This window comes from Halobacillus mangrovi, from assembly GCF_002097535.1.
GTDB lineage: Bacteria > Bacillota > Bacilli > Bacillales > Halobacillaceae > Halobacillus > Halobacillus mangrovi_A.
Map to the genome: position 1 here is coordinate 759,830 of NZ_CP020772.1, position 15,223 is coordinate 775,052.

Here is a 15,223-nt window from a genome sequence, read left to right on the forward strand (position 1 = left end):
CTGCCTCAGTGAAGGTGGGGTTTTTCTTATGGACACCGTTCGTATCTATTCGTCAAACATAGACGCTTTCTATGCTAGACCGCGTAAAAAGAGTTTTAATTGTAAAGATTTAGGTAATAGAGCATGTATATATGAAGTGAATACTGAACGGAAGCAGACCAGTTAAACTTTCCAATCTAGGAGTGGGATGTGATGAAAAAAACTGGCTTATTTTTCATGCTGTTATTGTTAAGCGGTTGCAATATGCGGGTGTTGAATCCTGCTAGTGATACGGCCGAGAAGTTAACAGACTTGATTTATTTAAGCTTTGGTTTGATGATGCTTGTATTTGTGATCGTCATGATTTTATTTGTTCATTTTCTAAGAAAGTTTCGTGAAACCAAAGAAACACAGAATGTGATACCTGATGACGAAAGTGAAAACAAATGGCTGGAACTGACATGGACGGTTCTTCCTTTTGTCCTGTTAGCCGTCCTTGCGGTACCAACGGTAAAAGCTACATATGATTTGACCTCACAGGTATCAGGAAGTGGGGAAGAGCCTCAAGGAGAGGCGATCGTGGTAGAAGTCGTCGGTCAACAATTCAATTGGAGGTTCACGTACGATAACGGACGGACGTCAGTCGATGAACTTGTCCTCCCAGTGGGGCGGGAAGTAGAGTTTCATTTGACGTCAAACGATGTCATCCATTCGTTTTGGGTGCCAAATTTGGCTGGTAAAATCGATGTGATCCCTGGAGAAGAAACGCGGTTATCTTTCCAGCCTTCTGATACGGGTACGTTTCAAGGAAAGTGTGCCGAATTTTGCGGGGCAGAACATACCTTAATGAGATTTGAGACTAGGGTGGTTAGTGAAGCAGAGTTTAAACAATGGCTTAGAGAACAGTAGTTTAAAAGGAAGAGAGGTGAAACAATGCAAGTACCGTTTGTAGGAGAAGTTCCTTCCGATATTGTGGTTTCGTGGATTGTTATGGTCATCGTCGGTATTTTCCTATTATGGAGGCTGACAGTAAACAAAAAATGGCCAATGATTTGGGAGTATATGACAACAACCCATCATAGGAAAATCGGAACGATGTATATCTTTTTTGCCGTTTTATTCTTTATTCGAGGTGGAATTGACGCCCTATTTATCCGTACACAGCTCGCCGTTCCTGAGAACGATTTTTGGGTTTTCCAGTCGCAAAAATACAATGAAATATTCACTACTCATGGAACCGTCATGATTTTCTTTGTTGCTATGCCCCTGCTTATAGGACTAATGAACATAGCTGTCCCGTTGCAATTAGGAGCGAATGACTTAGCTTTTCCTTATTTGAACTCGGTCAGTTTTTGGATGTTTGTTTCTGGGGCTTTTGTTTTCAATATGGCTTTCTTTTTTAACGCAGCACCAAACGCGGGGTGGACGGCTTATGCACCTTTATCGACAGACACCTTCACTACGGGGCCAAACAACAATTATTACATATTCGGTCTTCAATTATCAGGGCTAGGTACTATATTTACCGCTGTCAATATGATTGTGACCATCATTCGATTAAGGGCTCCTGGTATGAAAATGACTCGTATGCCGCTTTTCCCCTGGGCCACCCTGCTTACGTCATTTTTAATTCTCATTGCTTTTCCGGTCCTGACCGTCGCATTGCTTCTTTTAACATTTGATCGTATATACGGTACTTCCTTCTTTATTGGTGAATTAGGATCTCCTGTCTATTATCAACACTTATTTTGGATTTTCGGTCACCCGGAAGTTTACATTCTTATTCTTCCAGCCTTCGGTATCTTCTCGGATATCATCTCTGCCTTTTCAAGAAAGCGCATCTATGGCTATACATCCATGGTCATTGCGATCGCATTAATTGGGCTGCTCGGGTTTATGGTTTGGGCTCACCATATGTTTACGGTAGGACTTGGACCATTGGCTAACTCGGTTTTTGCCATTACAACAATGCTTATTGCTGTACCTACAGGGATCAAGGTATTCAATTGGCTCTTTACCATGAGGAACGGTGTTGTTCAAATCCGTACTCCGATGTTGTTTTCGTTAGGATTCATTCCAACGTTTGTAATAGGCGGAGTGACCGGAGTTATGCTCGCTGTGGCAGCGGCCGACTATCAATATCATGACACTTATTTTGTCGTTGCCCACTTCCACTACACGATGATCGGAGGCACAATCTTAGGTGCCTTCGCGGGGATTTATTACTGGTATCCAAAAATGACAGGAAAAGTACTGGATGAAAAGCTAGGTCGCTGGCACTTCTGGCTGTTTATCATCGGCTTCCATTTAACCTTCTTGCCCCAACACCTTGCAGGTTTGAACGGGATGCCGCGGCGTGTGTATTCCTATACATGGGCAGACAACGTATTTGTTCTTAATTTCATCAGTACAATAGGAGCTTTTCTGATGGGAGCGAGTATGCTTTTTGTTGTGTGGAACCTCTATAAAACCCATCGATTAACAGATAAAGTCGGGCCAGATCCCTGGGATGGGCGTACGCTAGAGTGGACTGTAGATTCACCGGCACCTGAGCATCCATTTGAGCCGATGCCGATAGTAAGTGGGTTTGATGCCTACTGGTATGCGAAAGTTAAAAAAGAGGAATTACCAAAAGCTGAAAACCCGCGCCCGTCACCTATTGCTGTTAAAACCATCCAACCTGTTTTGCTGGCAGGAATTTTGATGGTCATAAGTATTGGCTTCATCTATGGCTGGCTTTGGATGCAGATCATTGGAGGGGTGGGAGCATTTGGCTTCTTCATTATAAGATCTGTGACTGACGAAAGAAAAGGCGTGTATCAAAAGGAGGAAGATGAGTTATGAAGCAGACATCTGACGTTTTGTTTCAAGATAAACGGTTAGGTTTCTTCCTATATTTAGTGGTTGAAGCTTTCATGTTTGCGACTTTATTTGCCACCTATATCATCTTCACTCCACCATCTGTTGGAGCAAATCCTTCAGAAGTCTATGAATTGCGTACAGTCATTTTGACCTCTGTGTTTTTACTTTCAAGCAGCGGAACTCTACTTATTGCAGAGAGCGGATTAGAGCATTGGAATTTAAAGAAGATATGGATCGGAATCATAACTACGTTCCTATTGGGAGCGGTTTTCATGGGGCTGGAAATTCATGAGTTTTATAAGTACACCCATGAAGGGTTCACGATTACAATGAACAACTTTCTATCATCCTTTTATGTACTGGTCGGCCTGCATGCCTCTCACGTAGCTTTTGGACTAGGCTGGATGATTCTTCTTATGGTTCAGCTTAAACAACAAAAGCTGCCTAAAGCCTTATTCATAGAAAAGCATAAAATTTTTAACTATTATTGGCACTTCGTTGACGTTGTTTGGGTAATGATTATTTTGATTGTTTATGCTCCTTACCTATTTTAGAGAACTTACTTTTAAGGATTCCACAAAATTCCATTGGAAAGGATATAGTAAGTGCTTAAAAAGACAATGAAAAAGGCGAATGCTCTAATGAGCGTTCGCCTTACTTATTTCTGAACCACTATTGACTTCGTTCTTTCTGCCTCTTAGAGTCTGCCCGTTTGTTTCTAATGTATTGAATGGCAGCAACTCCACCAAATACACCTAGTCCTATCAATGAAATGATATAGTTTGGATAGACAAGCATTAGACCGCCTGCGAGCAATACTAACCGTTCAAGCCAGTTTACTTTGGTTACAAAATAACCAATCATAGCTGCACTGATACTTGCCATTCCTAGTAACGCTGTGACAACCCCAATAGAGACATTCAAGACATTTGCATCTCCCTGTAACAACAGGATGGGCTGTGAGACAAAAACGTAAGGAATGATAAAAGCGGCGATGGCGAGTTTGACCGCCGTAACCCCAGCTTTCATTGGGTTCGCTCCAGCAATACCTGCTCCTGCGTATGCGGCAAGACAGACTGGAGGGGTAATGTCCGCTACAATTCCAAAATAAAACACAAACATATGAACAGCGATGACAGGTACGTCAAACGCTAAAAGGGCAGGGGCTGCCATCGTAGCTGTAACTACATAGTTGGCTGTTGTAGGGAGACCCATTCCAAGGATAATACAAGCGATCATGGTAAAGAACATAACAAGGAAGAATTGGCCTTGAGCAAGATCGATGATTCCTCCAGCTATTTTAGGTCCGAGACCAGTAGTCGTCACCGTTCCAGCTATAATTCCAGCGGTCGCACAGGCTGCAATCACGGGGAGGGCTGTACGTGCTCCTTCCTCAAGCAGCTTCACGATCCCTTTAAGTGACATTCGTGTTTCTCTACGGAAAAAACTTATAACGAATGCAGTACCGATTGCGAATAACGCGGCATAAGTTGGTGTGTATCCAGCAAGGAGAAAACCGATGATAATCACGAGGGGAAGAAATAAATCAAGGCGCTTAGCCAGCTTATTGGTTTTTGGCAGTTCCTCTTTAGTCAATCCTCGGATTCCTTGTTTTCTTGCTTCAAAGTGGGTGCCTAAAAAGACACCAGTAAAGTACAAAAGGGCTGGAATGATTGCGATAACGATGATTTCGTTGTATGGAATACCTGTGTATGATGCCATAATGAAGGCAGCAGCACCCATAATCGGCGGCATCAGCTGACCGCCAGTAGAGGCGGAGGCTTCGGAAGCAGCTGCGAAATGCGGCTTGAATCCAGCATTTTTCATCATCGGAATCGTGAAAGATCCGGACCCTACAGTGTTAGCAACAGAACTTCCACTTACCATTCCTTGCAGTCCACTTGCAGCTACAGCGGCCTTTGCTGTTCCGCCAGTATAACGTCCTGTTAGCCTTAAAGCGATGTCGTTAAAGAACTGACCAATATTCGTTTTCACTAAGATAACTCCAAAAAAGAGAAATAAGTAAATATAAGTAGAAGAAATCTGGATAGGAATTCCAAATATGGAACTTGAACTGAAAAACATCTCAGTTGCCAGGGTTGGCCAATCGTAGCCAGCATGTCCGATTATAGGAATGTAGTTTCCGAATAGTCCATAAAGCAAAGCTAAAATGGCGATGATGACAATCGGAAGTCCAACCACGCGTCTTGTGGCCTCCAATAATAGAATTATTCCAGCTGTTGCTACAATTTGGTCCATGTATGAAAACCCAAAAATAATTGCTTCGTTGATTAACCTTTCATAGTTTTGGATGATATAAAAATTAGCGTATAGAGAAGCTGCAGCCAGAATAACGTCATACCACGCAATCCCTCTTTTTTGGGTGAGGGAGGACTTGACTGGATACATAAGGTAAACCAGGCATAAAGCAGCTCCCAGATGTACGGCCCCCTGAATCAATGAAACATATGCACCTCGATAAGCGGTGTACAACTGAAATATGGTGAGTGCACTTCCTAGGATAAGCGTAAGCCAGCCCCATGGACCTAAGTTCGTACGGTAGGTGCTTTCTTTATCATATTTAGCCATGAGTTCACGTTTGTCGACTTCTTGGTTATCGTGTGTTACCACTTTTCTACCTCCGTTTCCCGCTCTTAGTCATAAGGTGAAAGAACCGGACAAATGTATGTCCGGTTCCGTCCATTCACCATTATTCGATGATGCCAGCTTCTTTGAAGTATTTCTCTGCACCAGGGTGAAGCGGAAGGTCCTGGGCTCCTGTCAATGCACTATCTTGTGTGATTAGTTTTGATTGAGCGATTGACATTTCACCGGCATTTTCATAAAGCGTCTTCGTCATTTCATAAGCAAGATCTTCGCTGACTTGGCTTGTAGAACCAAGTAACAGTGCCATCGCTGTTATGGTTTGAACGGGCTCGTCCTGCCATTCATAAGTACCCGGTTCGACTGTGTATTTCTCATATTGACTATTGGCTACAACTTCATCGAGCGCTTCTCCTTCGATATTAAGGAATTTAACTTCTTTCGTTGCTGCTTGTAATTCATCTGTAGTTGAAGATGGAACGCCTACCACAGCAAACGAGGCATCTATTGTACCGTTTTGCAGTTTACTTTTTGCATCTCCAAACCCTTCTTCAAATGCCTCATAATCGCCTTCTTCAATACCGTAAGCGGAAAGAACCATTTCTGCTGCCTCTCGTGTTGCTCCTCCTGGAGGGCCAACTGCTACTCGTTTACCTTTTAAGTCTTCGATTGATTCAACACCAGTAGAGTCTAAAGTTACAACTTGCAGAGCTTCTGGGTATAAAGATCCTATAACGGCTACATTTCCGACTTCTTTTCCTTCAAATTCACCTTTACCTTCAACAGCATTAATCATAGTTGTATTTTGGGCAATCCCCAGTTGGAAGTCACCAGCCTGGATTTTTGCAATGTTCTCAACAGAGGCACCAGATTCAACAGAGCTGACATCGAACCCCTCAACTTCAATCGTGTCTTTAAATAGGTTGGCCATCTCACCGCCAAGCGGGTAATAAACACCACCGACACTACCTGTGCCCATCGTTAAATTAGTCATTTCCTCTCCGCCACCGTCGCCGCCATTATCTCCGCCGCCGGAAGAACCGCCATTTCCACTTTCGCCACAAGCACTAAGAACCATGCTTACAGCTAAAAGAATAACAAATGTGAATAATGAATACTTTTTCAAAATTTTACCCCCTACATATGAATTTTGGTGTATTTAAATGGATGGTTCGCCAGTCCATTTAAATCAGTAAACATACCACGTATTTACATGAATTTTACCTTTTATACTCTTTTATTACAAGAATATTTCGAAAAATAAGAACAGCAATTTGGTTGATATTGGATTGATACTTAGTTAAAAGAACATAGGTGAATTGTCATTATGATAAGCCTATAGTTAGGTTTTTATGTGTGATTTTAGAGAAAAATAGGATATTTTGTACATATAAATAATTTAGAATTTTCTGTAAAATTACAGGTATTATGGAAGGGAGGAGATTGATTGATGACGAAATTTGCACGCTTGACCTCTTTGTTTTCTATTCTTGCACTCTTGTTTTCGATGGCTATTCCTGCTGCCTCTTATGCAAACCCACATAACGGTATGGCTGATCAAGTAGATTATGGAACAGAAGGGATGGTTGCAACCGCTCATCCAGCAGCTTCTGAAATAGGCGCCAGAGTACTAGAAAAAGGGGGAACCGCCATGGACGCGGCGATCGCCATTCAATTTGCTTTGAATGTAGCGGAGCCGATGATGTCCGGAATTGGCGGTGGTGGGTTCATGATGGTCTATGATGCTGAGAAAGATGATGTTTCTATTATCGATAGCCGTGAACGAGCCCCTGCTGGAGCTGCTCCTGACATGTTTCTTGATGAAGACGGAGACGTAATTCCTTTTTCCGAACGTCACATAACTGGAAAAGCGGTAGGAGTACCGGGAACTTTAAAAGGACTAATGACCGCCTACGAAAAATGGGGAACAAAACCTTTTAATCAGCTGATTAACCCTGCCATTAAACTTGCTCATAATGGAGTAGAAGTGAATGGAGTACTTGCTGAAGCTATTGATGATAATACGGATAAGCTTTCAAGAAGTGCTGCAGCGGATGTATTTATGCCGGATGGAGAACCTCTTCAGGAAGGAGACATGGTAGTTCAAAGAGATTTAGCGAATACATTTAAACAAATCCGCAAAGATGGATTGTCTGCTTTTTATGGTGGAGAAATTGGACAAGCCTTGGCAGATACCGTACAAGAGTATGGTGGAAGTATGACGAGCGAAGACTTGGCTGATTATACAGTAACTGTAGACGAGCCGGTAACAGGCACATACAGAGGGTATGAAATTGCCTCTATGTCTCCTCCAAGTTCGGGAGGGTTGACGATTTTACAAATACTTAAACTATTAGAAGGCTTTGATTTGAACAGCTACGACGTTCGCTCCCCTGAAAAATACCATCTACTTACAGAAGCGATGCACTTAGCCTATGCAGATCGTGGTGCGTACATTGGGGATACTGAATTTGTTGATGTTCCAATAGAAGGGATGCTGGACGAGGAGTATCTTGCTGAAAGGCGCTCCCTTATCCAAATGGGGGATGCCAATGAAAATGTTGAACCTGGAAACCCATGGGCTTATCAAGATGGTGCTGCTGGTACATTAGTAAGTCAACCTGATGATCGAAAAATTGGACAGACTACTCACTTTACCGTCGCTGATAAATGGGGAAATCTTGTTTCCTATACGACAACAATTGAGCAGGTCTTCGGTACGGGAATCATGGTTCCGGAATACGGATTTATGCTAAATAATGAGCTGACGGACTTTGATGCGGTACCTGGTGGTCCGAATGAAGTACAGCCGAACAAAAGACCAATGAGCAGTATGAGCCCAACGATTGTGTTTGAAGATGGTGAACCATTTATGACGGTGGGTTCACCAGGCGGACCAACAATTATTACTTCTGTGCTTCAGACAATTATTAATGTTATTGACTATGATTTGGAACTGAAGGATGCCATAGAGGAACCGAGAATTTACAGCTCTTCTTATCCGCAAATACGATGGGAAGAAGGAGTTCCAGCCAGTGCGCGGGAAACATTGGAAGAATGGGGACATGAATGGCGAAATTCACCAGGTGAATTAGGAAATGTTCAGGCGATAAGAATTCTAGATCATGGTGGTTATTTAGGAGCGGCTGATTCATCAAGGGAAGGTACAGCGATTGGAGTAGATAAGACAGCGGGAAGAAAATAAACTAAGGTAAAAAGGATGGCCTGTTGGCTGTCCTTTTTCAATTAGAGTCAGCCCAAAGCTGCTTCCTTTGTGTACATTAGCCTAGAGTTAGTTACTTGTAACCATTTTTGCGTAATGAAAAGGATTTTGTCTTCTAATAGAAGAATTTAGGAAAATATATAATAATTAGGAGGTTTATTGTGAAGAAAAAGATTCTAACTGTAGCAGTAACTGGTGCACTATTGACGTCAGGATCATTTTTGGCAGGAAATGGAACTATTCTTGCGGGAGAAAATGGACCCAATGGGCCGAATTATGGAGGGAATGAAACGATTAAAAACGAAAGGCTTCATTCCTATGAAGAAATGGTGAGCTTTTTAGAGAAAGCCGATAAGCGTTCTGAGGCATTGGAGCTTGAGGTCTACGGTCAGTCTGTCCAAGACAGGGATCTCTATTTAGCTAAATTTGGTACGATGAATGAAGACAATCCTACTATCTTATTCTTGACCCAGCAACATGGAAATGAAACGTTAACTACTGAGGGTGCACTGCAACTCATTAAATACTTAACTTCAAATGGGAAAAATGTAGAAGAGATCATTAATAATGTGAATGTGCTTATCGCTCCAAGGCTTAATGTCGACGGGGCAGAAGGTGATGTCAAATTTTCATTAGAGGATTACGTATCAGGAACACACACTAGGTATAATGCGAATGGGGTAGACCTTAACCGTGATCATGTTGACCGCAAGCAGCCTGAAACAAAAGCATTACACCAGGAAGTGCTGCAAAAATATCACCCTGATTATATGATCGATCTCCATCACCAAGGAACTCAAACGACGTTAGGTGATACAGGAGAACTCGTATCTGGTTCCCTTCTTTATCCAACTAATGATAATGTTGACCCCGAAGTTCGAGAACAATCTAAGAAACTCGGAGCTGTTGTTTATAATGCTATCGATTCCAAAGGTTATGGACTTCTTTCTAAGTATCCTGGGGGAAGTGCACCGACGATTAGCAGAAACGGACTAGCTGTGGAATATGGAATTTCTACTCTGCTTTTAGAAATGCGCGGGATGGCTGATCACTATCGTGAAGATTACGTTCTAGGTCAAAAGAGTAATGGCTACTTAATCCAGCAAGCGGTTACCGCTATGAAAGCGACATTAAATGCATTAGCTGATGGTTCTATTGACTCTGCTGACACTTCTTTCTGGGAGACATTGCCTGAAAGCAATTATGAAGGTGAATAATTACCGGGTTTAATATCGTGGGTATTGAAAAAGAGAGCATGTCGTTGAACATGCTCTCTTCATTAATCAAGGACTTTCGTTAACACTAATTCATCACAAATAGGAATGCCGTTCTCTGCAATCATAGGTATATTTGGCTTTCGTTGTCTGGCTTTGATAACACCATCTCTTACAATATCTGTGATCCTGTAACCTCGTTTTTGATAAAAGAGCAGGGAATGAATGTTATCATTTGTCGTGATCAATTGAGTGGAAGCTAACCTTAGCATTTTTGTATGATTTTCCAAAATTCTTAAAAGTTCTGTACCAATGCCTTTCTTTTCTTCAAAACTGTCTAGAGAAATGATCTCGACATGGTCTGATTCAACTGTATAAGTCAGAAACCCTTTGATTTCTCCCTCTTCTACAGCAGCATAACCTTTCAAATGGTCAATGTGGTAAATTCCCTTTGAAGTGACCATCTCCACACTCCCCCAGTGCTGCTTAAACAAATGGGGGATATCATAATCTTTTCTAATTTCTTCTAATGTGAGATAGTGCATGACTGTTCTCCTCTATTGTTTGGATATTTTTTCTCCTAAATGATAAAGACCGAACATAATCAAGAAGGTGAATAGAGCGATTCCGCTTAAATTAAGGATATAAACAAAACCATCTCCTATATAACTAAGAGGCGTACCTGCAGAAGGGGGATGGTCCAGGTACAAATAATTCGATCCGGTCCACAGGTTAATGAAGGCAATAAAAATCGCATAACCAACTAAATAAGCGTAGGTTTCAATCGCATCCTTCCAGGAGATTTTAGTGCGAGTAGTCACGACTAGAAATAGGCTTGTCCAGGGAATCGCCATATGGTGTAAGAAAAACTTCCAAAAACGATAATGCTGGTAATCGTAGGGTAAATCAGGCGTAATCAAGGCGATTAACGCGGGCACAATCCCAATGAAAAAGTTAATTTTGATCAGTTTTGGATGGAAAGTGATAAGCGAAACCATACCTAACAGGGAGGCAATTCCGCATAAATGGAGGGGCATATGGTCAGCAAAACTCCATAATCCATTGGCCGCCGTCCAAGTCTGATAACTAGCTTCTGACCAAATCAGCAGAATAAGAAGGCTGAAACGAACGGTTTGAAAAGTACGATGGTGTTTGCTTAACTGCCTGCCAAAAAGAAGAATAGAAGCTAGTACGAGAAAAAATGTGAGAAGTACATAGATGTGACTCGTACCGAACGACTGAAAGGGATAATCACTTCCAGGGGTGAACCATGCTTTCATGTGCACACCTCCTAGTGGATATAGATTAGTTGTGCTATGATTCTACCATACTTTTATGAGGGGAATGGGCAGTGTGAACAAAATCAATTGTTTTCGCTGTAAGCATTTTAGTACGACTTGGAATCCTGTCTTTCCAAGAGCATGTAAGGCTTATGGATTCAAAACAAAAGAAGTACTCTCAACCTATATAAAGAAGGTGACGGGAGCGGAATGTATGCAATTTCAACCAAAGAGCCCTGCTAATAGAAATCATTCATCTGGATTCCAATCCCGCTTTAATCTTCGACTGTAAATATAATGAAATATAAGAATAAGTATTTACACATACACATTCTATGGTAAGATGATGAATATTTATTAATGGAATATGAATAGAGTGAGAGGAGTTGAGTAGGAATGGCTAGAGAGAAATGGGGGACGAAGCTGGGCTTTATGCTTGCAGCCATGGGTTCAGCTGTTGGTCTAGGAAACATATGGAGATTCTCTTTCGTTGCAGGAAATAACGGAGGGGGAGCTTTCTTAATCCTATATCTATTGTTCGTCTTAATCATTGGTGTACCCTTACTGCTTACAGAAGTAAGTATTGGTCGTAAAGCAGAAAGCGATGTAGTCGGATCCTTTAAGAAGTTGGCACCAGGTACCCCGTGGTATTTAACAGGATTCTTCGGAATAGCAAGTGCCTTCTTAATTTTAAGCTTCTATGCAGTGGTAGCTGGCTGGGCTATGTTTTACTTTTGGAATTATTTAAATGGATCATTCTTTGCACAGCCTGCAGCCGGTTATGAAGGGGCTTTTGGGCAGTTTATCAGTCATACATGGCATCCTATTGCATGGACAGCGTTCTTTATGATTTTAACGATTGTTATCGTGCTTAGTGGTGTCAAAAAAGGGATCGAGCTTGCCAATAAAATCTTTATGCCGATGTTGGCTTTGATTTTAATAGTACTAGCTTTCTTCAGTTTATCATTAGACGGAGCCTCAGAAGGTTTGAAGTTCCTATTCACACCTGATTGGACGGCATTAAGCAATCCTTCTATTTATATAGCAGCGTTAGGGCAGGCTTTCTTTTCCTTGAGTCTAGGAATGGGAGCGATGCTTACTTATGGAAGTTATTTGAAAAAAGAAAACAAGCTGCCTAGTGCAACGCTCGGAATCGGACTTATGGATACATTTTTCGCTGTTATTTCAGGAATTGTCATATTCCCTGCGGTATTCGCTTTCGGGATCGATCCAAGCTCAGGGCCCCCGTTAGTATTTATTACCCTTCCGAGTATATTTGAACAAATGCCATTAGGCGGGATGGTCGGGCTGATCTTCTTCTTTGCCTTAATCCTTGCGTCCCTTTCATCATCTGTATCGATCTTGGAAGTTCCGACGGCCTACTTTATGCGAGTTTTCGGATGGTCTCGGTTTGCGACAAGTACCGTTATGGGATCGATTATGTTTGTGATGGGTATTGCCGTATCTCTTGGATTTGGTGTTTGGTCAGGGGTTACTCCGATCGGAGAGAGAAATATCCTTGATTCTATGGATTACATTGCCTCTAATATTCTGCTTCCGCTAGGTGGATTATCTATGGCATTATTAGTAGGATGGTACTTCAAGAAATCGGAAGCACTCGAAGCAACCGATTTAACGTCTTCTCCAATTGGCAGTACCTGGTTTACTATTGTAAAATGGGTCGCACCAATATTGATTATCATGATCTTCTTAAACAAAATCGGAATCATTTAAATGTGAAAGATCCTGGTTCCCAAGAGGGCCAGGATCTTTTTTTGAGCAAAATATGAACGATGGGATGAACATAAGACAGGAGCAAGCCGGTCGTGTTAAACTACGACAGAGACCATTTTAATAAAGGAGTTTGGCGAAAATGGCAATAACAAATCAAACCGTCTTAAAAAAGATGGCGAGTGAAATACAAGAAGCAATGCTTCAGCACAGTGATGAACTCAAAGTACGCGAACATGTACGGTCTGTAAAGCTGTTAGCCGATTTATTGCTTGAAGAAGAAAATACGGCTCCTGAGCAAACGCGTTCAGTAGAAGAACCGACGGTAGAAGAGGTTCGAAAAATGATGGGAACAGATAAGCCGTCAAAAACGACCGAATCAAAACCAATCGATCATGATGATGCCAACGGATCATCCATTTTTGATTTTTAGGGGGATATGAAGCATGAAACTATTTCTTATTTTAGCCGCTTTAAATGGCTTTCTTTCCGTAGCTCTAGGAGCCTTTGGGGCTCATGGTCTGGAAGGGAAAGTATCCGAAAAAGGACTTGAGCAGTGGGGGAAAGCGGTCGACTATCAAATGTTCCATACGGTTGCCCTGTTTGTTACAGGTCTTTTAATGAGTAAAGTGCAGACCGGCTTAATGACAGGCGCAGGCTGGTTCTTTATAATAGGTATCCTGTTATTTTCTGGAAGCCTTTATATCTATGCTCCTACAGGAATCAAGACGTTTGCTATGATTACGCCTGTTGGTGGATTAGCTTTCTTAATTGGCTGGGTCTTGCTTGGTTATGCCATCATCAAGTTTATTTAAAAATAGAGAATGGTTGTAAATAATACAATAATTAAGGCGCGCAGCAGTTGGATAATACTATTTACCATCTGCTGCTTATTTAATTCAATCAAGGCTTCAAAGAGGAAGCTGATGGCAAGAACATAAAACATAAGAAGGATGATCCATTGGTGTTCCAGTTGAAATAAGCCGAAGATGGCCAGTAAAACAGCTAAAAGAAGGGTTCCCAACTGGGCTTTGACGTAGTTCTCATTTGGATGTTTCATCGGTTCACCCTTTTCTTTTCATAGTGAAAAACTCGCTAATGAAATAGCGAGTTTTATTCATTATCTTGGTGGAAATTGAGCCATTCCAGGACTTGCACCATTGAATGGATAATTATAATTGATTTCCTCATCGAAAGTAATGTAATCAAGGTAAATCATTAACAGCAAGTATCTCTTGCCTGTCTGCGGGTCGCTAAGTATAATGTGATCGCGACCAGCAGCTTCAATAATCCCCTTAAAGACTTTGGCATTCCACTGGTCATTGTTTTCAAAAGTCATATAAACGGTTGCTTCTTTTCCAGCATTCAGTCTTAAAATATTTTCAATGTATGACTCTTCGGTAGGGAGCATGCCCGGTGGATTGATGCCTCCGCTGGGCTGGCCCGAAGGCATCTGCGGAACTTGCATGCCTCCTACTTGAGGAGGCATGCCCTGCATCTGGGGACCGCCAGGGTAGAATTGCATATAAGGGTTACTCGGATAATAAGGTGGGCTTTGTCCTGCCATCGGCTGCTGCCCCTGCCCTCCCATGGATGGTTTCTTCTGTTGTGCCAACTGAATCACTCCTTAATAATTTAATACACATTAGGACAATCAGATCGCGTCGGAGAATAGAAGCAGTGCGATTTGAATCTTCCGGTATTCCACTGGCCAAACCACTGAGCAGGACATTCTCCCGAAGGCATGAAAAACCATAGAGAGTTCGTAGCAGGGTGGTAGCGTTTGCCATTAATAACCTTCCTCGCAAGCCTTTTATCCTTCTCTCGAGCGCGTTGGTAAAAATATCCCTTTTGTGTAGCTTCGAAACCGCCAGGGCTTTGAAACACCATATCTCTGATTGAATTAATGTCTGTAAAATCAATACAATCACCACGTACACGGTTCACCCCGGTATTACCAACCATCAACATCCCGAGCTTTCCATCCCCTTCAGCTTCTGCTCTCATTAGTCTTGCCAGTAAGCTTACATCTGCTTCGTTGTAGGGAATAACAGCCACGCTGTCACCTCACTTTACTACCGGCATGAAAGGTTGTTCTTTAACACTATATGTAAGGCAACCACAGGGATATGAATAAAAATATCAGGTAGTCCTTTTGTTCCAAAATACGCAACGCCGTGAAGGAGAGAACAGGAGGAAGACGGAAATGAAAGGTTCGTGTTCGGACGCTTATTAGGAAATTGATTGGGGAGGGTGGCCTTTATTATCAACCAACTTGTAGTTCAAGCTCAGCAAGTCATAAGGAATAAAATACAAATGAAGCAGTCTTT

15 protein-coding genes are annotated in these 15,223 nt (G+C 42.0%); 8 read left to right on the forward strand and 7 right to left on the reverse strand.

Annotation, left to right across the window (positions count from 1 at the left end; genetic code table 11):
• The first annotated feature begins 192 nt into the window (after positions 1-192).
• Genes coxB through HM131_RS03805 form a run of 3 tightly spaced genes read left to right on the forward strand, consistent with a single transcriptional unit; the run spans position 193 to position 3,395 of the window.
• The gene (gene coxB, locus HM131_RS03795; RefSeq protein ID WP_085028101.1) at positions 193-888 is read left to right on the forward strand and encodes a cytochrome c oxidase subunit II; all 696 of its coding nucleotides are present in this window, start codon (positions 193-195) and stop codon (positions 886-888) included.
• A 24-nt stretch (positions 889-912) separates the two neighbouring features.
• Positions 913-2,823, forward strand: a complete 1,911-nt coding sequence (locus HM131_RS03800) for a cytochrome c oxidase subunit I (RefSeq protein ID WP_085028104.1) — start codon at positions 913-915, stop codon at positions 2,821-2,823.
• Positions 2,820-3,395, forward strand: a complete 576-nt coding sequence (locus HM131_RS03805) for a cytochrome c oxidase subunit 3 (RefSeq protein WP_085028106.1) — start codon at positions 2,820-2,822, stop codon at positions 3,393-3,395. The genes HM131_RS03800 and HM131_RS03805 overlap by 4 nt, the downstream gene beginning before the upstream one ends.
• 118 nt (positions 3,396-3,513) lie before the next feature.
• On the opposite strand, the gene HM131_RS03810 is transcribed toward HM131_RS03805, so the two are convergent.
• Positions 3,514-5,430 carry a TRAP transporter permease gene (locus HM131_RS03810; protein WP_085031778.1) on the reverse strand — a complete coding sequence of 639 codons (1,917 nt, stop codon included), beginning with the start codon at positions 5,428-5,430 and terminating at the stop codon, positions 3,514-3,516.
• 121 nt (positions 5,431-5,551) lie between these two features.
• On the reverse strand, positions 5,552-6,571 hold the full coding sequence (locus tag HM131_RS03815; protein ID WP_085028108.1) for a TAXI family TRAP transporter solute-binding subunit: 1,020 nt from the start codon (positions 6,569-6,571) through the stop codon (positions 5,552-5,554).
• A gap of 381 nt (positions 6,572-6,952) precedes the next feature.
• Here HM131_RS03815 and ggt point away from each other — a divergent pair, with 381 nt between their 5' ends.
• Both ggt and HM131_RS03825 read left to right on the forward strand, forming a co-directional pair.
• Positions 6,953-8,650, forward strand: coding sequence for a gamma-glutamyltransferase (gene ggt / locus HM131_RS03820; RefSeq protein ID WP_232324926.1), 1,698 nt, complete (start codon positions 6,953-6,955; stop codon positions 8,648-8,650).
• A 179-nt stretch (positions 8,651-8,829) separates the two neighbouring features.
• Complete coding sequence (locus tag HM131_RS03825) at positions 8,830-9,885, forward strand: M14 family zinc carboxypeptidase (protein ID WP_085028113.1); 1,056 nt, start codon at positions 8,830-8,832, stop codon at positions 9,883-9,885.
• Positions 9,886-9,947: 62 nt separating this feature from the next.
• Here the strand turns inward: HM131_RS03825 and HM131_RS03830 are convergent, their stop codons facing one another.
• Together HM131_RS03830 and HM131_RS03835 are read right to left on the reverse strand one after the other, a co-directional pair.
• Positions 9,948-10,427 (reverse strand): GNAT family N-acetyltransferase, encoded by a 480-nt coding sequence (locus HM131_RS03830; protein ID WP_085028115.1) that lies wholly within the window; start codon positions 10,425-10,427, stop codon positions 9,948-9,950.
• 12 nt (positions 10,428-10,439) lie between these two features.
• Positions 10,440-11,162 (reverse strand): YwaF family protein, encoded by a 723-nt coding sequence (locus HM131_RS03835; RefSeq protein WP_085028118.1) that lies wholly within the window; start codon positions 11,160-11,162, stop codon positions 10,440-10,442.
• A gap of 396 nt (positions 11,163-11,558) precedes the next feature.
• Here HM131_RS03835 and HM131_RS03845 point away from each other — a divergent pair, with 396 nt between their 5' ends.
• The 3 genes from HM131_RS03845 (at position 11,559) to HM131_RS03855 (ending at position 13,708) form a co-directional block, all read left to right on the forward strand.
• The gene (locus HM131_RS03845; RefSeq protein WP_085028121.1) at positions 11,559-12,896 is read left to right on the forward strand and encodes a sodium-dependent transporter; all 1,338 of its coding nucleotides are present in this window, start codon (positions 11,559-11,561) and stop codon (positions 12,894-12,896) included.
• A gap of 139 nt (positions 12,897-13,035) precedes the next feature.
• Entirely contained in the window at positions 13,036-13,326 is a 291-nt protein-coding gene (locus HM131_RS03850) for a YwdI family protein (protein WP_085028123.1), read from the forward strand.
• A gap of 13 nt (positions 13,327-13,339) precedes the next feature.
• Positions 13,340-13,708 (forward strand): DUF423 domain-containing protein, encoded by a 369-nt coding sequence (locus HM131_RS03855; RefSeq protein WP_085028125.1) that lies wholly within the window; start codon positions 13,340-13,342, stop codon positions 13,706-13,708.
• Here HM131_RS03855 and HM131_RS03860 read toward each other — a convergent pair.
• Genes HM131_RS03860 through HM131_RS03870 form a run of 3 tightly spaced genes read right to left on the reverse strand, consistent with a single transcriptional unit; the run spans position 13,705 to position 14,951 of the window.
• On the reverse strand, positions 13,705-13,953 hold the full coding sequence (locus HM131_RS03860; protein ID WP_085028127.1) for a hypothetical protein: 249 nt from the start codon (positions 13,951-13,953) through the stop codon (positions 13,705-13,707). The two genes, HM131_RS03855 and HM131_RS03860, sit on opposite strands and share 4 nt — an antisense overlap.
• Before the next feature lie 60 nt (positions 13,954-14,013).
• On the reverse strand, positions 14,014-14,484 hold the full coding sequence (gene gerQ / locus HM131_RS03865; RefSeq protein ID WP_085031780.1) for a spore coat protein GerQ: 471 nt from the start codon (positions 14,482-14,484) through the stop codon (positions 14,014-14,016).
• A gap of 44 nt (positions 14,485-14,528) precedes the next feature.
• The gene (locus HM131_RS03870; RefSeq protein ID WP_085028129.1) at positions 14,529-14,951 is read right to left on the reverse strand and encodes a cell wall hydrolase; all 423 of its coding nucleotides are present in this window, start codon (positions 14,949-14,951) and stop codon (positions 14,529-14,531) included.
• Positions 14,952-15,223 lie beyond the last annotated feature (272 nt).